Annotated in this window: 21 protein-coding genes and 1 riboswitch; of the genes, 16 read left to right on the top strand and 5 right to left on the bottom strand. The window is 62.3% G+C overall.

Translation table 11 applies throughout. From position 1 onward, the window contains the following. The first annotated feature begins 159 nt into the window (after positions 1–159). A complete protein-coding gene (locus K6N12_RS09760; protein ID WP_097625005.1) occupies positions 160–789 on the top strand; it encodes a DUF5666 domain-containing protein in 630 nt (209 codons plus the stop codon). Between the two features lie 46 nt (positions 790–835). On the opposite strand, the gene K6N12_RS09755 is transcribed toward K6N12_RS09760, so the two are convergent. Next, positions 836–2,701, bottom strand: a complete 1,866-nt coding sequence (locus tag K6N12_RS09755; protein ID WP_097625004.1) for an ABC transporter ATP-binding protein/permease — start codon at positions 2,699–2,701, stop codon at positions 836–838. A 155-nt stretch (positions 2,702–2,856) separates the two neighbouring features. Next, positions 2,857–2,934: riboswitch (SAM riboswitch) on the top strand. A gap of 49 nt (positions 2,935–2,983) precedes the next feature. Here K6N12_RS09755 and metA point away from each other — a divergent pair. The 6 genes from metA (at position 2,984) to K6N12_RS09725 (ending at position 8,870) form a co-directional block, all read left to right on the top strand. Continuing rightward, positions 2,984–3,907, top strand: a complete 924-nt coding sequence (gene metA, locus K6N12_RS09750) for a homoserine O-acetyltransferase MetA (RefSeq protein WP_097625003.1) — start codon at positions 2,984–2,986, stop codon at positions 3,905–3,907. Positions 3,908–4,000: 93 nt separating this feature from the next. Next, on the top strand, positions 4,001–5,023 hold the full coding sequence (locus K6N12_RS09745; protein WP_097625002.1) for an aldose epimerase family protein: 1,023 nt from the start codon (positions 4,001–4,003) through the stop codon (positions 5,021–5,023). A gap of 148 nt (positions 5,024–5,171) precedes the next feature. Then, positions 5,172–5,945: a GntR family transcriptional regulator gene (locus K6N12_RS09740; RefSeq protein ID WP_097625001.1), complete on the top strand. Its 774-nt coding sequence runs from the start codon at positions 5,172–5,174 to the stop codon at positions 5,943–5,945. Next, the gene (locus K6N12_RS09735) at positions 5,942–6,973 is read left to right on the top strand and encodes an SIS domain-containing protein (protein ID WP_097625000.1); all 1,032 of its coding nucleotides are present in this window, start codon (positions 5,942–5,944) and stop codon (positions 6,971–6,973) included. Before K6N12_RS09740 ends, K6N12_RS09735 begins: the two co-directional genes overlap by 4 nt. Next, positions 6,973–8,124, top strand: coding sequence for an N-acetylglucosamine-6-phosphate deacetylase (nagA, locus tag K6N12_RS09730; protein ID WP_097624999.1), 1,152 nt, complete (start codon positions 6,973–6,975; stop codon positions 8,122–8,124). Before K6N12_RS09735 ends, nagA begins: the two co-directional genes overlap by 1 nt. A gap of 17 nt (positions 8,125–8,141) precedes the next feature. Next, positions 8,142–8,870 (top strand): SIS domain-containing protein, encoded by a 729-nt coding sequence (locus K6N12_RS09725; protein WP_097624998.1) that lies wholly within the window; start codon positions 8,142–8,144, stop codon positions 8,868–8,870. Between the two features lie 160 nt (positions 8,871–9,030). On the opposite strand, the gene efp is transcribed toward K6N12_RS09725, so the two are convergent. Next, on the bottom strand, positions 9,031–9,600 hold the full coding sequence (gene efp, locus K6N12_RS09720) for an elongation factor P (protein ID WP_097624997.1): 570 nt from the start codon (positions 9,598–9,600) through the stop codon (positions 9,031–9,033). Between the two features lie 147 nt (positions 9,601–9,747). Here efp and epmA point away from each other — a divergent pair, with 147 nt between their 5' ends. The 9 genes from epmA to K6N12_RS09675 all read left to right on the top strand — a co-directional run bounded on the left by epmA (position 9,748) and on the right by K6N12_RS09675 (position 22,663). Then, positions 9,748–10,809: an EF-P lysine aminoacylase EpmA gene (epmA, locus tag K6N12_RS09715; protein ID WP_097624996.1), complete on the top strand. Its 1,062-nt coding sequence runs from the start codon at positions 9,748–9,750 to the stop codon at positions 10,807–10,809. Next, positions 10,806–11,858, top strand: a complete 1,053-nt coding sequence (locus K6N12_RS09710; protein ID WP_097624995.1) for a lysine-2,3-aminomutase-like protein — start codon at positions 10,806–10,808, stop codon at positions 11,856–11,858. Before epmA ends, K6N12_RS09710 begins: the two co-directional genes overlap by 4 nt. A gap of 262 nt (positions 11,859–12,120) precedes the next feature. Further along, positions 12,121–12,372, top strand: coding sequence for an acyl carrier protein (locus K6N12_RS09705; protein ID WP_012559298.1), 252 nt, complete (start codon positions 12,121–12,123; stop codon positions 12,370–12,372). After that, on the top strand, positions 12,372–13,553 hold the full coding sequence (locus K6N12_RS09700) for an acyl-CoA dehydrogenase family protein (RefSeq protein ID WP_097624994.1): 1,182 nt from the start codon (positions 12,372–12,374) through the stop codon (positions 13,551–13,553). Before K6N12_RS09705 ends, K6N12_RS09700 begins: the two co-directional genes overlap by 1 nt. A 5-nt stretch (positions 13,554–13,558) precedes the next feature. Beyond that, positions 13,559–14,467, top strand: coding sequence for an amino acid--[acyl-carrier-protein] ligase (locus tag K6N12_RS09695; protein WP_097624993.1), 909 nt, complete (start codon positions 13,559–13,561; stop codon positions 14,465–14,467). Beyond that, positions 14,458–15,438: a DUF1839 family protein gene (locus tag K6N12_RS09690; RefSeq protein ID WP_179867097.1), complete on the top strand. Its 981-nt coding sequence runs from the start codon at positions 14,458–14,460 to the stop codon at positions 15,436–15,438. Before K6N12_RS09695 ends, K6N12_RS09690 begins: the two co-directional genes overlap by 10 nt. A 16-nt stretch (positions 15,439–15,454) precedes the next feature. Beyond that, positions 15,455–17,935, top strand: a complete 2,481-nt coding sequence (locus K6N12_RS09685) for a glycoside hydrolase family 2 protein (RefSeq protein WP_097624992.1) — start codon at positions 15,455–15,457, stop codon at positions 17,933–17,935. A gap of 46 nt (positions 17,936–17,981) precedes the next feature. After that, positions 17,982–19,160, top strand: coding sequence for a glycosyltransferase family 4 protein (locus K6N12_RS09680; RefSeq protein ID WP_097624991.1), 1,179 nt, complete (start codon positions 17,982–17,984; stop codon positions 19,158–19,160). 191 nt (positions 19,161–19,351) lie between these two features. Next, a complete protein-coding gene (locus K6N12_RS09675) occupies positions 19,352–22,663 on the top strand; it encodes an oligosaccharide flippase family protein (protein ID WP_097625145.1) in 3,312 nt (1,103 codons plus the stop codon). Between the two features lie 19 nt (positions 22,664–22,682). Here K6N12_RS09675 and K6N12_RS09670 read toward each other — a convergent pair whose 3' ends face one another. The 3 genes from K6N12_RS09670 to K6N12_RS09660 form a co-directional block, all read right to left on the bottom strand. Further along, entirely contained in the window at positions 22,683–23,861 is a 1,179-nt protein-coding gene (locus K6N12_RS09670; protein ID WP_097624990.1) for a glycosyltransferase family 4 protein, read from the bottom strand. A 268-nt stretch (positions 23,862–24,129) separates the two neighbouring features. Then, the gene (locus tag K6N12_RS09665) at positions 24,130–24,366 is read right to left on the bottom strand and encodes an Lrp/AsnC ligand binding domain-containing protein (protein ID WP_003567502.1); all 237 of its coding nucleotides are present in this window, start codon (positions 24,364–24,366) and stop codon (positions 24,130–24,132) included. 70 nt (positions 24,367–24,436) lie between these two features. Continuing rightward, positions 24,437–25,345 (bottom strand): LysR family transcriptional regulator, encoded by a 909-nt coding sequence (locus K6N12_RS09660; RefSeq protein ID WP_097624989.1) that lies wholly within the window; start codon positions 25,343–25,345, stop codon positions 24,437–24,439. Positions 25,346–25,398 lie beyond the last annotated feature (53 nt).

Below are 25,398 nucleotides of genomic sequence, written 5' to 3'. Positions count from 1 at the left end.
CCACCCGCCTCACCTTTCCTTGATTGGCCAGTCTGCCGTTGCGCGGCATAAGGTGCCGTCCGGCAGAAAATCCAAGTGTTGCAGCGTCTGCTGTGCGGTTGAAAAGACGCGCGGCGCTGCTGGGCTATGCCGATCGCAATGGCGATAAGGAAAACTCATATGTCCCTCAAGCCTAATTCCAGAATTTTCACGATACTTGCGGCCGGCGGCCTCGCTGCGCTTGCCGCTTTGCAGGCCGCACAGGCACAGGATGGCAACCGCATTCGCGTTCGCGGTGCCATTGAAAGCTTCAGCGGCGATAGTCTCGTCGTCAAGACGCGCGAAGGCGGCGATGAGACGATCACGCTGAAAGCCGGTTGGAAAGTCGGTGGCATCAAAAAAGCGTCGGTCGAGGATATCAAGCCCGGCGATTTCGTCGGTGTTGCCGCGCTCCCGAAAGGCAGCGGCCCGGATGGGGCGATCGAGGTGCTGATCTTTCCGGCGTCGATGAAGGGAACCGGCGAGGGCAACCGCCCCTGGGATGCGCAGCCGAACAGCCAGATGACCAACGCGACCGTCAGCAATGCCGTCAAATCCGTCGACGGCCATACGGTCACGCTGACCTATCAGGGCAAAGAAAAGACGATCACCATCGCCGATGCGACACCGATCGTGACCTTGGCGCCGGCGACCAAGGACGATCTGAAGGCCGGCGCCGGCGTCATCGTCACCGGCGAGAAAGCGGCGGACGGCAGCATTTCGGCCAGCCAGGTGGCCGTCGGCCTGAACGGTATCACGCCGCCGATGTGACCATTCGTGAAATTCAAAGGTATGTAGCGGCTGTCGGCGCGGCGCTCTACAGTGCCGGCGCGGGCATGGCGGCAGCACCGGTGGCGGCGCTGGCGCCGGTACGGGTGACTTGCTGCTGTTGCTGCTGCTGTTCCTCGGATTTTGCCGGCAGCGCCTGCAGATGCAGCACGCGCGGCTTCAATGCCTCGAGATAGGCTTCGGAACGGCCGATATAGATCATGCCGCTCTCTGGCATGGAAGTGAGCAGCCCGGCCATCGTTTCCTGCCATTCCGGCTCCATGCCCTCCAGCACTTCGTCGAAAATGATCCAGCGCGGACGGGCGAGAAGCAGACGGGCGAAGCCGATTGCCTTCTGTTCGTCGCTATCGAGCAGTTTGTCCCAGCGGGCGCGGGTATCGAGCCTTGATATCAGCGAATGCAGGCCGGCCTTGTCGAGGGCTGCCTCGACGGCGGCTTTGTCATAGGCATCGGGGCTTTCGGGGAAGGCCAGCGCCTCACGCAGCGTACCGCCGGGAATATAGGCGATCTGCGGGACGAACAGCATGTCGTCGACCGGCGGCAGGCCCATCGTGCCGCTGCCGCACGGCCAGAGGCCGGCCATCGCCTGGAACAGCAGCTTGCGGTTGACGCTGTGATCGCCGTTGATCATGATCTTTTCGCCTACCTTGATCACGACATCGGTTTCGCGCAGGCGGAAGCCGCCGCATTCGTCGATGTCTTCACCGATCTTGGCGACGATCACCACGTCCTTCAATGTCAGCGTGTCGGGCGCGGTGTTTTCATAGGCGATGCCGTCTTTCAGGGCGAATTCCTCTTCCATGTCGAGCAGCGCCTGGCGGAAATCGGTGACGCGCATCAGTGTGGCGCGCCATTCGGCGATCGGACCGAAATTCGCGACATACCAGCGCAGCGCCGTGTTGACTTGGTTGAAGGCGCCGACCGACATCATCAGCTGACCGAGGGTGAGGCCGCCGGAGAAATAGGCCGGTGCGGCGACGATGATCGGAATGACGATGACCAGCCAGCCGTAGCCGGCCGAAACCCAGGTGAGGTTGGTATTGGCCATGGCGAGCCGCTTGACCACCCTTAGCACCGAGCTGATGTCGGTGTTGATGCGCCGGCGTTCGTTCTCCTCGCCGCGGGCAACCGTGATCGCCGGCATGTTCTCGTTGGCATGCATCAGCGTGAAGCGAAGCTCGGCCTCCTTCGAGAAGCGGTCGGCATTGAGCTTTACCAGCTTGCGGCCGACGACCTGGCTCAGCACCGAGGCGGAAGCGGCGTAGAAAATCGCCGCCCAGACCATATAGCCGGGAATGGAGAAGCTGTGGCCGCTGATGTGGAAGATGAAGCCGCTGGAAAGCTCCCAGAGTACGCCGATGAAGCTTACGAGAAGAATGGTCGACTGCAGCAGGCCGAGAACGAGCCCTGTCGTGCTCTCGGCGAGGTTGCGGGAATCCTCGTGCAGCCGCTGGTCCGGATTGACGCCGATCAGGCCGCTGGAGGCGAGCCGCAACGCCCGCTTGCGCTTCAACCACTGGTCGACGAGGTCGCGCGACAGGCCCTCGCGCATATAGAGCGCGGTCATCTGATTCAGCCATGCCTGCAGCACGTTGAGCAGGAGCAGCGTGCCGGCGATCATCGCGAAGATTTCGAGCTGGTGGAAGAATTCACCGAGGTCGCGGCGCTCCAGCGAATCGTAGAAGGGTGCATTCCACTTGTTGAGGATGACCTGGCCGTAGGACGTCGCCAGGATGACGAGGATCAGCACGGTCGCCAGAAACAGCACCTTGCCACGCACTTGCGAATTCCAGAATGCTGAGAACATCACCCCGAGGCGGTCAGTCAGGCTGAGATCATAGCCTACCCTATCCTGCCTTCGGATGCCCGGCCTCCCCTCGGTCTTATCTGCCATCACGCTTTTCCAACATCGCCCATGCTTACCATTATTAACATGGTGGCGTTACCGGTCTATCAACAGATTCTATCAGTCATTAAACTGTGATGATGCTTGCATGAGTCGCTCCCGCATGCATTCGACAGTTGATTCGTGGCTCGACTGGGTCTATTTAAGCGTTCCGTGGTGATTTGGCCGGCCGGCTTGCAGCCACGTTAAAAAATTCGCTAAAGGGCCGCGTGCGGACCGGTAGCGATTTTTTTCGCCGCCGGTTTTTTGTTTTTTGATCGAGTGACCGCAATGCCCATCAAGATCCCCGACACGCTGCCCGCCTTTGAAACCCTCGTTCAAGAGGGTGTACGGGTGATGACCGAGACGCTGGCGATCCGTCAGGATATTCGTCCGCTGCAGATCGGGCTGCTCAACTTGATGCCGAACAAGATCAAGACCGAATTGCAGATGGCCCGCCTTGTCGGCGCCTCGCCGCTGCAGGTCGAGCTGTCGCTGATCCGCATCGGCGGCCACAAGGCGAAGAACACCTCCGAAGATCACCTGCTTGCCTTCTACCAGACCTGGGAGGAGGTGAAGCACCGCAAATTCGACGGCTTCATCATCACCGGGGCGCCGATCGAGCTTTTGCCCTATGAGGACGTTACCTATTGGCCGGAGATGCAGGAGATTCTCGACTGGACGGAAACGAATGTGCATTCGACGATGAACGTCTGCTGGGGCGCGATGGCGGCGATCTATCATTTCCACGGCGTTCCGAAATACGAGCTGAAGGAGAAGGCCTTCGGCGTCTACCGCCACCGCAACCTGAAGCCTGCGTCGATCTATCTCAACGGCTTTTCCGACAATTTCGAGGTGCCGGTGTCGCGCTGGACCGAAGTGCGCCGCGACGATATCGAGAAATCGGACAAGCTGGAGATCCTGATGGAATCCAGCGAGATGGGCGTCTGCCTCGTGCACGAGAGGCGAGGCCGGCGGCTCTATATGTTCAACCACGTCGAATATGATTCCACCTCGCTGTCCGACGAATATTTCCGCGACGTCAATGCTGGCGTGCCGATCAAGATGCCGCACAACTATTTCCCGCATAATGATCCGGCGCTTGCGCCGCAGAACCGCTGGCGCAGCCATGCGCATCTTTTGTTCGGCAACTGGATCAACGAGATCTACCAGACGACGCCGTTCGATGTGGAGGAGATCGGCACGGATCTGTGAGCCGTACCCCTTTCTCATCGTGGCCGGTTGCGGTTTGGAACAAATGCGGGCAGGTTCCGGTCGGAATGCTAGATATCAAATGGACGGTCGATCATGTCGGATAAGTTGGAGCGGGAAGTTTTCGGGCAGACGAAGGCGGGCGAGACCGTCTATCGCGTCGTCATCAGCGGCGGCGGGCTGACCGCCAAGATCATCAGCTGGGGCGCGGTCATCCAGGATCTGCGCCTGGAAGGGCATGACGCGCCGCTGCAGCTCGGCTTTGAGGAATTCGACAGCTACCCGCTCCATTCAGCCTATTTCGGCGCGACGCCCGGCCGCTGCGCCAACCGTGTCGGCGGCGGTGCCTTCATGCTCGACGGCAAGGATCACCAGCTCGAGCTGAACGAAAACGGCGTGACGCATCTGCATGGCGGCAGCGACAATATTGCCAAACGCAACTGGACGGTCGTCGAGCATGATGTCGACCGCGTGGTGCTGAAGATCGTCGATCCCGATGGCCGCGCCGGCTATCCCGGCAATTGCACCATCCAGGCAACCTTCTGGGTGCACGGCAACGGCGAACTGTCGGTGACCTACGAATCCACAAGCGACCAGCCGACGCTCGCCAATGTCTGCCAGCATGCCTATTTCAATCTCGACGGTCGCGAGGACGCGCTTGGCCACGACATCATGATCGCTGCCGACCACTACCTGCCGACCGACGAGAAACAGGTGCCGACCGGCGAGATCCGTTCCGTCGCCGGCACGGAATTCGATTTCCGCGAGATGGCGCCGATGAAGCGTTTCGCCGGCAGCGAGCAGGTGCTGTACGACCATAATTTCTGCCTGTCCGGCGAACGAACCGCCAAGCGCAGCGTCGCGCTCGCCCGCAGTCTCTATTCCGGCGTGTCGCTTGAAGTGCGCAGCACCGAGCCGGGCGTGCAGTTCTATGCCGGTTTCAAGCTCAATACCGGTGCTCCCGGCCTCGGCGGACGCAAATACGGCCCCTTCGCTGGCTTCTGCCTGGAGACGCAGGTCTGGCCGGATGCCATCAATCACCAGGGTTTCCCGAATGCGGTGCTGCGCCCCGGCGAAGTGCTGCGCCAGGAGACGGATTACATCTTCACCAAGAACTGAGCGTCTTTTTGAGACGCGGCGCCGGGACGTACGGCTGTCAAATTTTATCGCTATGAAAACCTCTCCGGCCCGCGCCGGGGAGGTTTTTTCTCGCTTGCCGGTAATTATATCTTGCCGATTGGTTCTAAATAGGTTCTATTGCTTGCCCATGGATAGGACCAGTCTGATAGCGGAGCTAAAGAGTCGCGGCCTGCGTGACGCGGCGCTGACCGGGCCGCTCTACAAGCGGCTGGCGCAGACGCTGACCGGCCTTATTCAGGAAGGATTGCTGAAACCCGGCACGGCGCTGCCGGGGGAGCGCGATCTTGCCGAGGCCTTGAAGCTCGGCCGCGTCACCGTGCGCACCGCCTATCGCGATCTGATGGCATCCGGCGCATTGGAATCGCGCCACGGAAGCGGTACTTTCGTATCGAGCAAGGTCGAGCGCATGGAGCAGTCGCTCTGGCGGCTGTCCTCCTTCTCCGCCGACATGCGCTCGCGCGGGCGTCAACCGGCCGCAAAGATATTGTCACGGACGGTCAATACGCCGTCGCCGGACGAATCCTTCCTGCTCGGGCTTGGCGGTGACGAGCCGGTGCTCAGGCTCGACCGATTGCGTCTCGCCGACGGCCTGCCGCTGGCGATCGAACGTGCCGTGGTGCCGATCAAATTTTTAGGCGACGATGCCGGCGGCGAGGGATCGCTCTATGATGCGCTGACCGCCAACGGCCACAGGCCGGTGCGGGCGCTGCAGCGGCTGACCGCGGTGACGCTTGACCCGTCCTCTGCGGCGATCCTGAATGTCGATGCCGGCGCGCCAGCGCTGCTGATCGAACGCGTCTCGCGCCTGGAAGACCAGCGCGTCGTTGAATACACCCGCTCGCATTATCGCGGCGACGCCTATGATTTCGTTGCCGAATTGAGAATCGGAGATGACCTATGAGTGAGAACCAGTCGCTGATGCTTCAAGAAGCGGGCCAATCGCCGGAGGTGGTGGCCACGCTTCTCGAAAAGGAAAAACCGGTCTTTGCCGAGATCGCCCGGCTGTTTTCCTCAGCCCGCCCGAGCGTGGTGACGACGGCGGCGCGCGGCTCCTCGGACCATGCCGCCACCTTCTTCAAATATCTTTTCGAGATCACCTGCGGCGTCCCGGTCGCATCGGTCGGCCCGTCGATCGCTTCGGTCTACGGCGCTGCCCTCCATCTGAAGGGTGGCGTTCATTTCACCGTCTCGCAGTCGGGCGCCAGCCCCGATATCGTCGCGCTGCAGGAGGCGGCCAAGAAGGGCGGGGCGACGACGATCGCCGTCGTCAACGTCATCGACAGCCCGCTGGCGAAACAGGCCGATATCGTTCTCGGCCTCAATGCCGGAGCGGAAAAGAGCGTCGCGGCGACGAAATCCTTCATCGCCTCGGTCGCTGCCCTTTCCGGGGTGACGGCTGCGATCGGCGGCGCGTCCGAGCTGCAGGCTGCACTCGGCAAACTGCCGGAGGCGCTTTCGGCCACCGCCGGGATCGACACGGCGGCAGCCGAAGAGGTGCTCTTCAACGCGACCTCGCTCTATACGGCCGGCCGCGGCCCGGCCTTCGCGATCGCGCTCGAAGCGGCGCTGAAGGCCAAGGAAACGTCCGGCCTGCATGCCGAAGCCTTCTCGCTGGCGGAACTGATGCACGGTCCGATGCGCCTGGTGCAGCCGGGCTTTCCGATCGTCGCCTTTGCGCCCGACGATGCGGCCTTCGCCAATAACGGCCTAGCGCTGGAGCGTCTGCAGAAGCTCGGCGCCACCACTGTCGGTTTTTCCACCCAGCCGCTTTCCGGCATCAATCTGCGCGTGCCGACGACGGGCAACGGCCTGGTCGATCCGCTGGTGTCGCTGCTCGTCTATTATCGGCTGATCGAGTCGGTGACGCGGCGCAAGGGCTTCGATCCCGACAGGCCGGCAAACCTGCTCAAGGTGACGGAGACGGTCTGATGGCCCGCAAGATCTTTGTCGGCGCGCGCATCTTCGATGGCGAGCGCTTCCATGACGACAAGGCGCTCATCGTTGCCGATGGCCGGGTCGAAGCGATTGCTGCTGGAAACGATCTGCCGGATGGCGAGACGGTGACGCTTTCCGGCGGCGTGCTATCGGCCGGCTTCATCGATGCGCAAGTCAATGGCGGCGCCGGACGGATGCTGAACGACGAACCTTCGGTTGCCTCGATGGAGATCATCGCCGGCGGGCACCGCCCCTATGGCACGACATCGCTGCTGCCGACGCTGATCACCGATACGGCTGAAGCGTCCATTGCCGCGATCGAGGCGGCGACAGAAGCGGTCAAGGCGAACCGCGGCGTCGCCGGTCTGCATCTCGAAGGCCCGCATCTGGCACCGGCACGCAAGGGCGCGCATCTGGCCGAACTGATGCGGCCGGTCGAGGGCCGCGACGTCAAGGCGTTCATCCAGGCGCGCGAGGCGATCGGCACGCTGCTCGTCACCATGGCCGCCGAGCAGGTGACGGTTGCCCAGGTGCGCGAACTTGCGGAAGCCGGCGTGACCGTCAGCATCGGCCACTCCGATTGTTCGAGCGAGGCAGCGGCGGAACGTTTCGACGCGGGGGCGCGCGGCGTCACGCATCTCTTCAACGCCATGAGCCAGCTGGGGCACCGAGCGCCCGGCCTCGTCGGCGCGGCGATCGATCATCCCTCGACCTGGTGCGGCATCATCGCCGACGGTCATCACGTCGATCCGAAGGCCTTGCGCACGGCGCTGCGCGCCAAGCGCGGTGAAGGCAAGCTGTTCTTCGTCACCGACGCGATGTCGCTCGTCGGGTCTGAGAAGGACTCGTTCACGTTGAACGGGCGCACCGTCCGGCGCGAAAGGGGAGGCTTCTGCTCGAAGCTTGTGCTGTCCGACGGCACGCTGGCCGGTTCCGACGTCGACATGATCTCGACGATCCGCTACGGCGTCACCTATCTCGACCTGACGCTCGCCGAAGCCTTGCGCATGGCGACGCTTTACCCCGCCCGTTTCCTCAGGCTTGCCGATCGCGGCCATCTCTCGCCGGGCGCGCGCGCCGACCTCGTGCATCTCACCGATGCGCTTACCGTCATCGCCACCTGGCTTGCCGGCGAAACGGCGTGACCTCAAGGAGACGTGGGATGACCGATATCACCGATGCCTATTTCTCCAACCTGATCGGCCGGCTGGAAGAATTGAAGCAGACGCTTGCCGAGCCGATGGCGCAGGCGGCGGCCGTCATTCTCGATGCTGCCCGCGGCGACAAGCGCGTCTATGTCTTCGGCACCGGCCATTCGCATATGCTGGCCGAAGAGGTGCATTATCGGGCCGGCGGGCTCGCCTTCACCGTGCCGGTGCTCGTCGGCTCGGCCATGCTGCATGAGGGTGCGGTCATCAGTTCGGTCTATGAGCGCACGCAGGGCCTGGTGCGGCCGATGTTGGAGCGATACGGCATGCAGCCGGGCGATGTCATCATCATCGCCTCCAATTCGGGCGTGAACGCCGCGCCGATCGAGGCTGCCGACTATGCGCGCGAAATCGGCGCAAAGGTGATCGCCATCACGTCGATCGCCTATTCCTCAGCGATCGCCAATGGCCGCCGGCGGCTTGCCGACGCGGCCGATGTGGTGCTCGACAACGGGCTGCCGCCGGGTGACGCCGTTCTCGATCTGGAAGGCACGGGCCTTCGGGTTGGGCCGGTCTCGACGGCGGTCGGAGTGACGGTCATCAATGCGATCTTCGCCGAAGTCGCCTCGGAGCTTTCGAAATCCGGCGATGCGCCGGTTTATCTCAGCGCCAATATGCCGGGTGCCGCCGAGATCAATCAGAAGCTCGTGCGGAAATACCGGCCGCGCAACCCGCATCTCTAAAGCGCATCGCATCGAATTTGATTCATGCAATTTATGCATGTCGTTATCCCGGAACCGCTGCACACTTCCTGATGACATGCATTGACCGGAAATTCCCTGTTGGCGGCGGACACAAAAAAGCCGGTCGAAACCGGCCTTTTGCATGCGATGATGACCAGGATCAGTCCTTGGCGCGTTCGACGTAGGAATTGTCTTCCGTTGCGATGACGACGCGGGTGCCGGCATTGATGTGCGGCGGCACCATGGTGCGCACGCCGTTCGACAGCATCGCCGGCTTGTAGGAAGACGATGCCGTCTGACCCTTGACGACCGGCTCGGTCTCGGTGATTTCGAGCGTCACGTGGCGCGGCAGTTCGAGCGCCAGCGGAATGCCTTCATGGATCGACAGGACGCAGGACATGCCTTCCTGCAGATAGGCCTTCTGATCGCCCATGGTTTCGACATCGACCACGACCTGATCGTAGTTGCCGGGGTTCATGAAGTGGAAGCCTTCGCCGTCTTCATAGAGATACTGGAAGGAGACGTCCTCGACGAAGGCGCGCTCGACCTGCTCGGTGGTGCGCCAGCGCTCGGAGACCTTCACGCCGTCGACGATGCGGCGCATGTCGACCTGGGTGACCGGCGTGCCCTTGCCCGGGTGAAAGTTCTGAGCGGTGAGAACGACGTAGAGCTTGCCGTCGACATCGAGAACGTTGCCCTTGCGGACCGAAGAGGCGATGACCTTGACCATAAGACTTCCTTGTAACTCGGCTTTCGGCGTCGTAGATGACTGTCGAGACGCCTCGGAGACGCAAATATTTTTCTTTGGGGCGCAACTAACCTAAAATCCGGGAAATAGCCATCCCCATACCGGCTTCTCCGGCGAAGAAAGCTTGGAATGAACTCTTCGGCGAAAGCGTCCCCCTGGTGGACCCCGTCCGTGCATGCCGATCGCCGTCCGTTCCTGATCGGGCGCAATGCGATCCAGGCGGCGCTGCGCGGCTTTTTTGCGCGCGAGGATTTCATCGAGGTGGATACGGCGGTGCTGCAAATCTCGCCGGGCAACGAGGCGCATCTGCATGCCTTCGCCACGGAAGCGCTGACGACGGACGGGCAAAAGGCGCCATTCTATCTGCACACCTCGCCGGAATTCGCTTGCAAGAAGCTGCTTGCGGCGGGTGAGGAACGTATCTCGTGTTTTGCCCATGTCTATCGCAACCGCGAGCGCGGGCCGCTGCACCATCCCGAATTCACCATGCTCGAATGGTACCGGGCCGGCGAAAGCTATGAGAGCCTGATGATGGATTGCGAGCGGATTCTGGCGCTTGCGACCGAGACGGCAAACACCGAAAAGCTTGCCTATCGCGGCGGCGAGAGCGATCCTTTCGCCGGTCCGGAGCGGATCAGCGTTGCCGAAGCCTTCGAGCGCCATGCCGGCATCGATCTTCTCGCCTCGGTCGCCGCCGACGGTTCGACCGATCGCGATCATCTGGCCGCCGAGATGAAGCGTGTCGGCATGCGTGTTGCCGATGACGACGGCTGGGCCGATCTGTTCAGCCGGGTGCTTGTGGAAAAAATCGAGCCGCATCTCGGCTTCGGCCGCATCACCATCCTCGACGAATATCCGGTCTCGGAAGCAGCGCTCGCGCGCCCTTCGGCCCGCGATCCACGCGTTGCCGAGCGTTTCGAGCTCTATGCCTGCGGAGTCGAACTTGCCAACGGCTTCGGCGAACTCACTAGTGCTGCCGAGCAGCGGCGGCGGTTCGAGATCGAGATGGCCGAGAAGGCGCGTGTTTATGGCGAGACCTATCCGCTCGACGAGGATTTCCTCGCCGCACTGTCGCTGATGCCCGAGGCAAGCGGCATCGCGCTCGGCTTTGACCGGCTGGTGATGCTGGCGACGGGAGCGTCGCGCATTGATCAGGTGCTTTGGGCGCCGGTCGCGGAGTATGGACGATGAATGCCGTCAAACCGGTCAAGAGCGTCGACGATCTGGTGATGGCGGGGCTGGTCTCTTCCGCCGATCGCAGAGCGCTCGAGGAGGTTGCCGTGCGTTACGCAATTGCCTTGACGCCTGTTATGACCAGGCTGATCGATCGCGCCGATCCCGCTGATCCGATCGCGCGGCAGTTCGTGCCCGATGCCGCCGAACTCACGGTCTTGCCTGAAGAACGCGCCGATCCGATCGGCGATCACGCCCATAGCCCGGTCGAAGGCATCGTCCACCGCTATCCCGATCGCGTGCTGCTGAAGGCCGTGCATGTCTGCCCGGTCTATTGCCGCTTCTGCTTCCGGCGCGAAATGGTCGGGCCGCAGGGTCTCGGCACGCTCGATGCGGCGGCGATGCAGGCAGCCTTTGACTATATCAGAGGTCACGAGGAGATCTGGGAGGTCATCCTCACCGGTGGCGATCCGCTGGTGCTGTCCCCGCGCCGCCTTCGCGAGATCATGGAGGCGCTGGCGGACATTGCGCATGTGAAGATCGTGCGTTTCCACACGCGTGTTCCCGTCGTCGATCCCGACAAGATCGACGACGCACTGATCGCCGCGCTGAAGGCGAGCGGCAAGACGGTCTATGTGGCGCTGCACGCCAATCACGTGAGGGAACTGACGGCGGAAGCGCGTGCCGCCTGCGCCCGTCTGGTCGATGCCGGCATTGCCATGGTCAGCCAGTCGGTGCTGCTCAAAGGCGTCAACGACGATCCCGACGTGCTTGCGGCGCTGATGAAGGCCTTCGTCGAAATCCGCGTCAAACCTTATTACCTGCATCACCCGGATCTGGCGCCCGGCACCGGCCACTTCAGATTGACGATCGAGGAGGGACAAAGGATCGTCTCGGCGTTGCGCGGACGGGTTTCCGGGCTCTGCCAGCCGACCTACATCCTCGATATCCCGGGCGGTTACGGCAAAACCGTCGTCAGCGGCAGCACCGTGCAGGCCAGGGGCGATGGATGTTATTCCGTCTCGGATTATCGCGGTGACGAGCATTCCTACCCACCCGCTGAATGACGTGAAACGGCGTTTTCCGTGTCATTTCTGTACTCGCCGCGGCGAAAATTGCGTCGAGCGCCGTCGACGAAATAGGCGTAATGCGTTGATTTTAAATCGATATTGGAACTCCTGCCACGGCGATCGCTAAAATTCTAGCTGTGAGCCTTAGTCATATTTAACGCTATAAATTAGCGGAATTTTCTGTTTTCCGCACTAAAAGAACGCTCATGACAAGGCGATGAACGCCGGTTCGGGATCATGAGAATCTTGGAGTGATGGGATGAATAAGACAATCCGCGACCTTGTAGCCAAATTCGGCAAACTTCCGGCGTCGATCGACCAGGTCGCCGACGATGCCGATCTTTATGCGGCAGGTCTGACGTCCTTTGCTTCGGTGCAGCTGATGCTTGGCATCGAAGAAGCCTTCGACATCGAATTTCCCGACAATCTCCTGAACCGTAAATCCTTCGCGAGCATCTCGGCGATCGCCAGGACGGTCGATCTCATTCGGGACAGCCGGAAGGTCGCCTGATGAATTTCCCCGTCAAGATCATGCAGGACGGTCTTGTCGCGCGGGTCGCCCGAGTCGCCGAAATCGCGGCGAAACACGCCGATGCCGTCGATGTCGAAGCCCGCTTCCCCAGGGAAGCCGTGGATGCAATGAAGGCCGAAAGACTGCTCGGCATCCAGGTGCCGCGCCAATTCGGCGGCGAATCCGCCTCAATCACTGAGATCGCCGAATTGTGCTCGATGCTCGGTCAGGCCTGCGCTGCAAGCGCCATGGTCTTCGCCATGCATCACATCAAGCTGTCGAGCCTTGTCGAACATGGCGCCGACAGCGAATGGCATGGCGACTTCATGCGCCGCATTGCGGCCGAGCAGCTGCTGATCGCATCGGCCACCACCGAGGGCGGTATCGGCGGAAACCTGCGCAACAGTATCTGCGCTGTCGAAGTCGACGGCGATACCTGCCGTCTCGAAAAGGATGCGACCGTCATTTCCTACGGTTCGCATGCCGACGCCATCCTCATCACCTCGCGTGCCCATGCGAAGGCGGCTTCCTCAGACCAGGTGCTGACGGCCTTTCTCAGGGACCAGTACACGCTCGAGAAGACGCACGCCTGGAATACGCTCGGCATGCGTGGCACCTGCTCCGATGGCTTCCTCTTCAAAGGCGAAGCGCCGGCGCATCAGATCCTGCCGAAGCCTTTCGCCGAGATCGCGGCGCAATCCATGCTCGCTTCGTCGCACCTGTTATGGAGCGGCGTCTGGTACGGCATCGCGGTCGACGCCGTCGCGCGCGCCCAGGCCTTCGTGCGCGCTGCCGCGCGCAAGGCGCCGGATACTCAGCCGCCGGGCGCCTTGCGCCTCGCCGAAGTTTCGAACCTGCTGCAGATGGTCAAATCCAACGTGGTTGCCGGACTCAAGGCCTATGAGGATGCAAAGGCCGATGTCGACAGGCTGTCCTCGATGGGCTTTGCCGTGGCGATGAACAACGTCAAGATCGCCTCTTCCGAGACGATCCTGGAGATCGTCAACCATGCCATGCTGATCTGCGGCATCATGGGCTACAAGAACGGCACGCCCTTCAGTCTCGGACGCCATCTGCGCGACGCGCATTCGGCTCAGCTCATGATTTCGAACGACCGCATCCTCGGCAATACGTCGAGCATGCTTCTTGTCCATAAGCAGGACACTAGCCTACTGGGGTGACAGTCATGGATATGCAGACCTCGTTTCTCGACCGGCTTTTCGAAGCCGGCCTGCTGATCGATACGGGCATCGATGGGCTCTATGGCCGCAGCGGCCAATTCGAGGAGGTGATCGCTGCCTTCGAGCGTCTCATCGACAAGGTTGGCGGCGGCGACGGTGCGGAGGCCATGCGCTTTCCGCCCGGCATGAATCGCGCCTTCTTCGAAAAGAGCGGCTATATGAAGAGCTTCCCGCAGCTTGCAGGAACGGTGCATAGTTTCTGCGGCAGCGAACTCGATCATGTCAGCCTGCTGCAATGCATGGAAGTCGGCGAGGACTGGACCAAGGGTCAGGAGGCGACCGATATCGTGCTGACCCCGGCTGCCTGCTATCCGCTCTATCCGACGGTTGCCAAGCGCGGCAATCTGCCGAAGACGGGCGGCCTGTTCGATCTGCAATCCTATTGCTTCCGCCATGAGCCGTCGAAAGATCCGGCCCGCCAGCAGCTGTTCCGCATGCGCGAATATGTCTGCATGGGCACCGAAGAGCATGTCACCGATTTCCGCCAACGCTGGATGGATCGCGGCGTCGAGATGATGAAGGCCGTCGGCCTCGATGTAACGATCGATATCGCCAACGATCCGTTCTTCGGCCGCGCCGGCAAGATGCTCGCCAACAATCAGCGCGACCAGAACCTGAAGTTCGAACTGCTGATCCCGATCACCTCGGCCGCCAATCCGACCGCCTGCATGAGCTTCAACTATCATCAGGATGCCTTCGGTTCGAAGTGGGGCCTGAACCTCGAAGACGGCAGTGTCGCGCATACGGCCTGCGTCGGCTTCGGGCTGGAGCGCATCGCGCTTGCCCTCTTCCACCATCACGGGCTCGAGGTGAAGGAATGGCCGGCCAACGTACGGAAAGCGCTGTGGGGCTGAGCCGGTCGATGACATCGGTATTTTCGGGAATCGACCCGGAAACCTACCGTCAGCACGCGCTGCATTCCGGCGAACGCGCCTGGCCGGAAACCAATTGCTACGTCGATCTCTGGATCGAAGTGCTGGCGACCTCGGGGGTGGCGCCCGAGGCGATGCTCGGTTTCACCCTGACGCAGGATTTCGAGGGCGATCAGTTCACCTTCTTTAAGGTGCCGCTCGAGGATCTCGACGCGCTCTATGGCATTCGCGCAACCGAGCTTGCCATCTACGACCGTGTCGAACGCCATGTCGAAGTCCAGATCGCGCGGGGCCGTCTCTGCCTGATCGAGATGGATTCCTTCTACATGCCGGATACGCGCGGCACCGCCTACCGGCAGGAGCACGGCAAGACGACGGTTGCGATCAACCGGCTGGACGTTGCGGCCAAGCGCGTCGATTATTTCCACAATGCCGGCTATTTCCGCCTCGAAGGCGAGGATTTCGATGGGCTGTTCCAGCTGCAGCTGACGGAGAACGAGCCGCCGTTCCTGCCCTATACGGAATTTGCACGGTTCCCGGAAAAGCCCGCTGACGAAGCGCATCTCAGCGCCACTGCCCGGCGGCTTGCCGGCGTTCATTTCAGCAGGCGCCCGAGCGAAAATCCGATCCGCGCCTTTGCAGCCGTCTTTCCGCAGCAGGTCGAAGCGGTTGCCGAGCGGCCGTTCGGATTCTTCCACAAATATGCCTTCAACACGCTTCGCCAGGTCGGCGCCAATTTCGAGCTGGCGGCCGATTATCTGGCCTGGCTTTCCGCAGATGAATTCGCCGCCGCCGCCGAGCATGCCCGGCGCATTTCGGACGTGGCGAAATCGGTGCAGTTCCAGCTTGCGCGCGCCATTGCCCGCCGGAAGTTCGAGCCGCTGCAGGCAGCCCTTGATCCGGCCGCCGATGCATGGGATTCCATGATGACATCGCTTGCGGAGCGAATCTGAGGCCGGAGATCTGACCATGCGCGGGCGTTTGGCAAGCATCGGTGCCGAGGAAAGCCTGCTTTCCGAAGGCTGGAACCTGATCCTGACGGAGCCGGGCGCCTGCGCCGTGCCGCATGATATTCCGCTCTCCGCGCAGTTCACTCCCGCCCCCGTTCCCGGGACCGTTGCCGCAGCACTCGAAAAGGCCGGACTGTTCGACCGGGAAAATCCAGAGCCGTTGAATACGCGGGATGCCTGGTATCTCTGCCGGCTGTTCGATGCCGAGCCGGGTGAAGCGATCCTGCGTTTCGCGGGACTTGCCACGCTTTGCCATGTCTTCCTCAACGGCCAGGAAATCCTTTTTTCCGAGAGCATGTTCACGGCCCATGAAATCCCGGTGACGCTGGTGGGTGGCGACGAGCTGGCGCTGTGTTTCCGGGCGCTCGGCCCCCGCCTGTCGGAGCCCGGCCCGCGTGCGCGCTGGCGGCCGCAGATGATCACGCCGGCGGGTCTCAAAAATTTCCGCACGACGCTGCTCGGCCATATGCCGGGCTGGTGCCCCGATATCCATGCGGTCGGGCCATGGCGGCCGATCTCGCTGGTGCGGCGCAACCCCGTCTCGATCGACAATGTCTCCGTCCGCGCCGTGTTAGACGAGAACGGCGTCGGCCGTCTCAGCGTTTCCCTGCACAGCAATGCCGAGAATCCGGCAATGCTGCTGCGCTGCGGCGGCATGGAGCAGCCTTTCGAGAAGATCGGCGACAGTCATTACTCTTCTATCCTCAAGCTTGCCGACATCGAGCCCTGGTGGCCGCATACGCACGGCGCTCCGCGTCTCTATGAGCTGACGCTCGTTTCCGACGGCGTGGACTATCCGCTCGGCACGACCGGCTTCCGGCGGATCGACGTCGAGCGCGGCGCCGATGGCGACGACTTCGCGCTCCTTATTAACGGCGAACGCATCTTCTGCCGCGGCGCGGTGTGGACGACAGCCGATATCGCGCGTCTGCCGGGCACGCGGGCGGATTATGAGCCGTTCCTGCGGCTTGCCGCGCAAGCCGGCATGAACATGATCCGCATCGGCGGCACCATGGCCTACGAGACACCGGATTTCTTCGGGCTTTGCGACGAACTCGGCCTGCTGGTCTGGCAGGATTTCATGTTCGCCAACTTCGATTATCCGCGCAACGACAAGGCTTTTCTCGGCCACGTGCATGCGGAGGTCGAGGAATTCCTGCACGGCGTCCAGGCGTCGCCATCGCTGGCGGTGCTCTGCGGCGGCAGCGAAATCCATCAGCAGGCGGCGATGCTCGGTCTGCCCGTGGAATTCTGGAGCGGACCGGTTACCGATGAAATCATCCCGGCCATCGTTACGCGCATGCGTCCCGACGTGCCCTACGTTCCGAATTCGCCTTATGGCGGGGCGATGCCGTTTTCGCCGAATGCCGGTATCGCCCATTATTACGGCGTCGGCGCCTATATGCGGCCGATTGCCGATGCGCGCCGCGCCGATGTGCGTTTTGCCTCAGAAAGCCTTGCGTTTGCGCATGTGCCGCAGCTAAGGACGCTGCATCGTCATCTCGACGTGCCGGCCGTCCACAGCCCGCTCTGGAAGGCCCGCGTGCCGCGCGACCGCAGCGCATCCTGGGATTTCGAGGACGTTCGCGATTTCTATCTGGAGCTTCTCTATGGTTTCGATCCGGCCCGCCTGCGGCGCGAGGATTCGGAACTTTATCTCGATTTCTCCCGCGCCGTCACTGGCGAGGTGATTGAGGAGACGTTTGCCGAATGGCGGCGCAAGGGTTCGGCTTGCAACGGCGCGCTCGTCTGGACGCTGCAGGACCTGCTGCCCGGTCCCGGCTGGGGGGTGATCGATTCCACCGGCGAGCCGAAGCCGGTCTGGTATGCGATGCGCCGCGCCTTTCGGCCGGTGCAGACGGTGTTCACCGACGAGGGAACCAACGGCCTCGACGTGCATGTCGTCAACGAGACGGACGCAGACCTCGACGTCGAGCTCGAAGTCGTCTGCCTGCGCGATGGAAAGCAGCAGGTCGTCAGCGGCAGCAGGGCCTTCAAACTGGCGGCAAGGGACACGGAACGTCTTGCCGCGACCGCGCTGTTCGGTGCCTTTTTCGATACGACCTATGCCTTCCGCTTCGGACCGCCGTCGCATGATGTCAGTGTGGCGCGCCTGCGTTCGCTTGCGGATGGCGCCGTTCTAGCCGAAAGCTTCCACTTTCCCTGCGGACGGGACAAGGCGCTGCATGAAGCAGGCATCGAGGCATCGCTCGGAAGAGATGGCGACGACTGGTTCGTCGATCTCAGGACCGACCGGCTGGCGCAATCGGTGCATATCGACGTCGACGGCTATCGGCCCGATGACGACTGGTTCCATCTCGCGCCCGGCGCGATGCGGCGCGTGAAACTCGTCGCGCTGTCGGGCACTGAGAGCGATATCGCGCCCGCAGGCGAGGTCAGAAGCCTAGGCAGTTCGCATCGTGTCGTGCTCTCGGGCTGACGCTCTCTGTGAAAAACGATGCCCATCCATTGAGAAAGACCGTGATTTGAGAACGACATACCGCTTTTTGCGTGCCCATGTCCTGCAGCGGCTGATCCCGCGGTCGCGCCTTGCCTTCAATCCGCGCCGGCCGGTGGAAATCGTCGGCTATCTCTCGATGGCTGTCGGCGTCGGCGAATCGGCAAGGCTCTGCGCCGGTGCGCTCTCCGAAGCCGGAAGGGCAATTTCGCTCTCCGACGTCAGCACGCATCGCGACGAGAAGTCCTTCCCCGGATGGACGTCGTCGCGTCTTTCCACCGAGCCGCCAGGAAGCCGTATCTGGCACCTCAATCCGCCGATGCTGCCGCGCGCCATCCTGAAGAAGGGTGTCGGCAATTTCACCCGCACCTTCAATATCGGCTACTTCGCCTGGGAGCTCGAAGTGGTGCCGGCGGAATGGCGCAATGCCATGCACTACATGAACGCGGTCTTCGTGCCGTCGGAATTCACCCGGCGGGCGATTGCGCCGCTCACCAAGGCACCGGTCCTCGTCGTTCCCCATCCGGTGATCGAGGCGCCGGCGACCGAAGGCATGCGGGAGAGGTTCGGCATCGAGAAGGACGCCTTTCTCGTCAGCTTCATCTTCAGCGCCGGCTCGTCGATCAACCGGAAAAATCCGCAGGCCGTCATCGAGGCTTTCAGGATATTTGCCGCCGAAGCCCCAAGCGCCTTCCTGTTGATGAAGGCCAGCGGCGATGTGAACAAGGATGAAGCCCTCAGCGCGCTGGTCGCTTCGGTCGCGGGCGACGCCCGGATCAGGATCGTCACCGACAGGCTGTCGAACGCCGATATCAACGGCCTCATCCGCTCTTCCGACGCCTATCTTTCGCTGCATCGTTCAGAGGGTTTCGGGCTGACGGTCGCCGAGGCGATCATGCAGGGCACGCCCGTCGTCTCCACGGCCTGGTCCGGCACAGCGGATTTCTGCGACCCCCGCAATAGCTGGCTGGTCCCCTCTCCTCTGATCCCCGTCGTCGATACCCATCCCGAATTTGCCGGGCTTGAGGGTGCGGTCTGGGCGGATCCCTCTCCCGAAGCCGCCGCCGCCCATTTGAGCGACATCTTCCGCGCGCCCGAGCTCGCGCGAGGAAAGGCCGAGAACGCGCGGGAGTTCCTACGGCACCATCTCGCAGACAACAGCTATGAGAGGGCGCTCCAGACGCTGGCGGCGATGCAATCCAGCTAAGGTGAGGTCGTCACTCCGCTTTATTTTAACATTTTCGCATTAGAGATGACGGGTATGCGGCTTTAGAGCATGGCGCGCAAAAGTGTGCGGCGGTTTTGCGATAACGGCATGCTTAAAAACGAGAGCTAAAGCGCGAGGAGCGAATCTGAAAGATCGCAGCGCGCTTTAGGCCGATGCCGGCGGATGGACAGATGTCGAAGGGTATTATCGCAAATTCGGTGATGAATGCGGCGGCAGGCATGCTGCTGCTGCTGACGGGTTTCGTTTCGTCGATCATAACCGCGCGGCTGCTCGGGCCGGAGGCCAACGGCATCGTCGCCTTCTCGCTGTGGCTGGTGGTCACGGGCGCCTCGATCGCCGAACTCGGTTCCAGCATCACGCTGTTGAAGACCCTGCCGCAGCTTTCGGCGGAAGGTTACGATATGCGCCGTCGGCGGGGTTTTGCCGCCATCCTCGTCAGCTTCATGATGTTTTCGACCGTCGTGCTGCTGGCGCTCTACGCGCTGTTCTTCCTGACGTCGGAGGAGATGCACTGGGCCGATACCGCGCCGTCCGTCGCGCTTGTCACCGGCGTGCTGTTCTTCGTCCAGGCAATCGGATCCTTCGTCAAATTCTACCTGATCGGCGAAAAGAAACTGGGCGCCTTCTTCCGCCTGACGGTTGCCGTCTCGATCGTGCAGCTTGCCGGCGTTGCCGTCGGCGCTGTGCTCTATGGGGTGGAAGGCGTGCTCGTCGGTTATGCGCTCGGCCAGCTCGTGCTGTTTTTCGCCACACTGCCGATCCTTCTTGCGCGGCGCGACTGGTGCGGGGTCTCTCTCAAAGCGCTCGCCTCCTCCTCGGTCATCCTGTCGATCCAGTTTATTATCGATTCGATCTTCCTTAATCGGCTCGAGCTGCTCTTCCTGCAGCAGTTCTGGTCGGTGGAGATGGTCGGCTACTACGCCGTCGGCCTGTCGATCGCCAATATCGCGCTGCAGCTGCCGATCCAGATGACCGGCAGCCTGCTGCCCTATTATTCCGAGCGGCGGCACAACAGCGACGATTCGACCTTGCCGGTCGAGGTCTTCGCCGCCGTCACCCGCAGCATGGCCTATATCGTATTGCCGATGAGCCTCGGGCTGGCGGCGATCTCCAGTGAATTGGTGCTCGTGGTGTTCGGCGAAGCGTTCCGCCGCAGCGGAACGGTGGTAGCGCTGCTTGCGCTGGTCGCGCCCGCCTATACCTTCATGCAGATCCTCAGTCTCTACCTCTTGTCGATGGACAGGGTTCGCTCCCGCCTGAACATCAGTGTGATAGGTGGCCTTCTGATGGTAGTCGGTTGTTTACTGATCATACCTAGGCTTGCAGCCGAGGGTGCCGCACTCGTGCGCATCCTCGTCTTCGTTGCGATGTCGGTGATGATGATCAGACAGACAGGATTCGGATCCCAGCTTTCAGGCCTCTACACAAGCCTGACGAAGGTGACCCTTGCCGCCGTGCTTTGTGCTTGCGGGGCGCTCTCGGTGCTGGAATTCATCCAGGGGCCGGTCGGTCTCGTCGCCGCGATCCTTGCCGGCACATTCTGCTATCTCGTGGCACTCCGCCTGCTGCGCGTCATGCCGGCCGAAGATGTCGAGGTCATGCGCTCCATTCTCGCCAAGATGCCGCGGGTGCTGCAGCGCCCTGTAGGCTACGCGATCAATTTCATTGCGCCGCGGCTTCCGGGCGACCCTGACCGCGCCAAGGTCGCGCCCGGGGAATTTTCGCTCGAACCGGCCGAGGGTGCCGGGCGCAACGCCGCCCTGCCTGTCGTCTTCGACGGCACGATCGGGCTGTTCATGCCTGAAAACCCTCTGGCGAAGAAGCGTTCAGCCGCCGTGCTCTTCGTCAGCCCCTGGGGTTTCGAGGAGATGTGCAGCCGCAAATTCTTCCGTGTGGCCGCCGAGCATTTCTCGGATATCGGCGTGGCGAGCCTGCGTTTCGACTATCGCGGCACTGGCGACGCGCTCGATTTCGGCGCGCTGCCGGCAAGGCTGGAAACCTGGGAAAATTCGATCCGCGCGGCGGCCGCCAAGCTCAAATCGCTGAGCGGCTGCGACCGTATCATCCTCATCGGACAGGGGCTCGGCGCAACGCTTGCTCATCGCATCGGCGCCTCGATCGACGGCGTCGACAGCCTCGTCATGCTGGCGCCGGTGCTGAGCGGCCGGGCCTATCTGCGCGAACTCAACATGTGGTCCAAGATCATCGATGCCGATCTCGGCCTCGGCAAGGAACATGTCCAGACCGCGAAGGTGCAGATCGCCGGGCTCGTCATGCCCGAAGAGATCGCCGCCGAACTCGGCAAGCTCAACATCGCCCCGCCGCAGGGGCTTGCTGCGTCGCGTTATCTGATCCTCGAGCGTCCCGCCAAGGTCGACGATACCGGCTTTGCCGATGCGCTGAAGGCGCTCGGCGCCGACGTCGAACAGACGGTTTTCGAAGGCTATGACGAGCTCGCCACCAATCCGCTGTTTGCCAAGACGCCGGCTGAGGTCGTCGAGTTGCTGAAGACGTGGCTGGAGAGGATGACGACGGAGACGTCCGGCGCGCATTCGCCGGCGACGATCGAAAATGCGCCGCTTGCCGGCGAGGGTTTTGTCGAAACACCGGTGCGTTTCGGCAGCCACGACCATCTGGTCGGCGTCGTCAGCCGGCCGCTCGGCGAGATCAAGGGCAATGCGGTTCTCTTCCTGTCGACGGCCTATGACCGGCATGCCGGCTGGGGACGGACGACGGTGGATATGGCGCGTGAGCTCGCACGTCAGGGCGTCGTTTCGCTGCGCTTCGATTCCGCCAATGTCGGAGACAGCCCGCCGCGGCCGGATGCGCCGGAACAGGTGCTTTATTCCAGCACGCAGACCGAGGATGCGGTTGCCGCGCTCGATCTGCTCGAAAGCGTCGTTGCAGGTCCGGTCATGGTGGCCGGCCGGTGCAGCGGCGGCTACGTCGCCTTCCGCGCCGGCGTCGCCGACGAGCGGTTGAAGGCGGTGGTCTCGATCAATCCCTTCGTCTATTACTGGGATCCCGAGGTGCCGGTGCGTCGGGAGCATGTCGTTTCCGTCCCGCGCAGCCTGGATGACTACGGTCAGCGCCTGGCGCGGGTGGATACGCTGAAGCGGCTGCTCAGCGGCCAGGTGGACGTGGTGTCGGCGCTGCAGAATATCGTCATCGCCGGTGGCCGGCGTCTGTCACCCTTTATCGCGCCGCTGCTGGAACTGCTTCCCGACCGGCGCCATATTGCTCGCGAGGTTCGGCATTCCTTCGCGCTGTTCGGCAAGCGCAAGGTGCCGCTGACGCTGATTTACAGCGAGGGCGATGTCGGGCTCGACCACGTCTATTTCCATTTCGGACCGCGCGGCGCCAAGCTTTCCCGCTATCCGAATGTGCGGCTGCTGATGCTGCCGGATGCCGACCACAATCTGACGCCGCCGCAATCGCGCAAATTCGTGCTCGACGAGATCATCCGCCTGGCGAGGGCGTGAGGAATTTCAGGCCGGTAGTTCAGATGCTGTCTGCAGTGGCGACGTTCAGCGACCGATAGAGATCGATATAACGCCCGGCAACAATGTCCCAGGAGTAACCGCGCGCGGCGTCGAGAAGCCCGGCGCGGACGGCGTCAGGTTGGCGTGCGAGCGTTTCATAGGCCGCTTCGATCCCGGTCGCGGCGGTCTCCGGATTGGTGAAATCGGCAAGCGTGATGACGGGATGCCGGCCGGCAAGTGTCGTAAAGGCGTCGTTGGCGTTCAGCACCGGCAGCAGGCCGGCGCTCATCGCCTCCAGCGCCACCAGGCCGAAACCTTCATATTCCGAGGCGGAGGCGAAGAGCGAGGCGTCGGCGATGATGCGCCGGATGGCGGCGTTGTCGGGTGAGACGTGCAGGGTGACGCGGCCGGACAGGTCGCGGCCTTCGATCGCGGCTTCGACGTCGGCCCGGTTCTGATCGGATTCGGCCCCGACGATGTCGAGATGCCATTCCGCATTGCGCGTCTTCAGCTCGGCCATCGCATCGAGCAAATGGTCCAGCCGCTTGTTGACCGAGAACCGGCCGATGGTGACGATGCGGCGCCGCGCCCGGCGCGAAGCAGTGTCGGCAAATTTACCGATATCGGCGCCGTTTTCGATCAGCAGGCTGTCGGGCACGATTTCGGAAAACTGCTTGAGGTCGGAGGCGCTGCAGCAGACGACCCGCCGGTAAGCCAGTGCCGAAGCGCGGGTCAGCGTCCGGAACCAGATCTTCTTGATCGCCGCGTATTTCCTGGTGTGGAAGAAGCCGCCATGGGTGGTGACGATCATCGGCTTGCGGTGCAGCAGCCGGCCCCAGGCGAGCGCGTCGAAGAAGAAATCGATGGCATGGACGTGGACGAGATCGGCATCGGCGAGATGGCCGAAAACTTTGGGCGCCAGTGGATAACGGCTGCTGCCGGACCAGGGAATGCGCACCACCTCGATGCCGTCGATATCTTCGCGCGGCGGCAGCTTGTCATCAGGTGCGGTGAACAGCGAATCGAGGGTGACGACGCGGACGCGATAACCGCGGCGAACGGTCTGGCGGGCGAGATTGGCGACAACGTCTTCCAGGCCGCCCCGGTTGGGCAGGAACTGGCGCACGACATGGACGATCAGCGGCGCCGTTTCCGGCTGCGGCCTCTCGCGCATCCTGTCTGCCTCGACGATCACCATTTTCCACCTATCGCTGCACGCGCCGCCTCATGCCGAGACGGGACTCTTATAGCAACGACCAGATATCTCAGGCGTTAAGCCGTGGTTTAAGCGGCATCCCGAGAGGCGATTCTTCGTAAAAAGGTTAACCGCGTCTGACGGAGTTCAGAGCATTTCCGTTTTTCTTCGCATCACGGAAATGCTCTGTCTTTTGTTTTTACGCAATTCCCGACAAAAGCGCTTCGCGCTTTGCCTGGCAAAACCGCTGCACACTTTTGCTGGAATTGCTTTAGAAGGCCTTGAAAGTCAGGGTCGTCAGCGAGCGGACGATGCCGGGAATGTTGGCGATGTTGTCGTTGATGAACTTGCCGATATCCTGGCCTTCCTCAATGTAGACCTTCAGCAGCAGGTCGTAGTCGCCGCTTGTGGAATAGAGCTCCGAGACCAGTTCGGTCTGGTAGATGGCGTCGGCGACCTCATAGGTCTTGCCGGGGGCGCATTGGAGCTGGACGAAGATCGGCTTCATGGGGATTTCCTGCAAAGGGTTGTTTGGCTAATATAATGGTCGAAAGCGCCATGCCGATGCAAGCCGTTCGTCAAGCTGCCGGCTCGGCGGCCGCTTCCGCGACGATCCAGTCGCGGAAGGCGGCAAGCGGCGCATAGTGGGCACGCTCGGGCGGAAAGGCGAGATAATAGCGCTCGCGGCTTTCCATTTCGCCGTCGATGGCGGCGACGAGATCGCCGCGCCGCAGCTCTTCCTGCATCAGAAATTTCGGCAAAAGAGCGATGCCGAGACCGGCGATCGCCGCTTGCGCGGCGGTGGCGAACTGGTCGAAGAGCATGCCGTGCACGCTTTCGAAAGACACGCCGTTGCCGGCGAACCATTGCTCCCAGGCGTCGGGCCGGGTCGTCAGATGCAGCAGCGGAACGGACAGCAGATCCTGCGGCCCGGAGATCGTGTATCGCTTCAGAAAATCGGGGCTGCAGGCCGGCACCGTGCGCTCCGACATCAGAAAGGCGAGTTCGGCGCCCGGCCAGTGCGGATGGCCGAAATGGATGGCGGCGTCGATCGAATCGAGGCGGAAATCGAAAGGCGAAAGCCGGGTCACCAGATTGATCGTCACGCCGGGATTGGCAACGAGGAAGCGCCCGAGGCGCGGCGCCAGCCAGCGCGTGCCGAAGGTCGGAAGGATGGCGAGGTTGAGCGTGCCGCCATGCGGATTGGCGCGCAGGTTCAGCGAGGCGCTCGATATGCGCCGCAGCGCCTCGCGGATCTCGCGGGCATAACTGTCGCCGGCTGGCGTCAGCCGCATGGTCTGACGTTCGCGCAGGAAGAGTTCGACACCAAGCTGCTCCTCCAGCGCGCTCACCTGGCGGCTGACGGCGCTCTGCGTCAGATCGAGTTCACGGGCGGCGGCCGTGACGCTGCCGGTGCGGGCAACGGCTTCGAAAGCGGCGAGATGCGAAATCGACGGCAGAAAACGTCTTGAAGCGAACATGTTCATTCCATTTCAGAATGAGCTATTTCCAAAATGTCGATATTTCCGCCTTTATGGCC

It is taken from the genome of Rhizobium redzepovicii (assembly GCF_019793435.1).
Classification (GTDB): Bacteria; Pseudomonadota; Alphaproteobacteria; order Rhizobiales; family Rhizobiaceae; genus Rhizobium; species Rhizobium redzepovicii.
The sequence above is the reverse complement of the archived record's forward strand: the minus strand, read 5'-3'. Positions and strand labels throughout refer to the sequence as shown.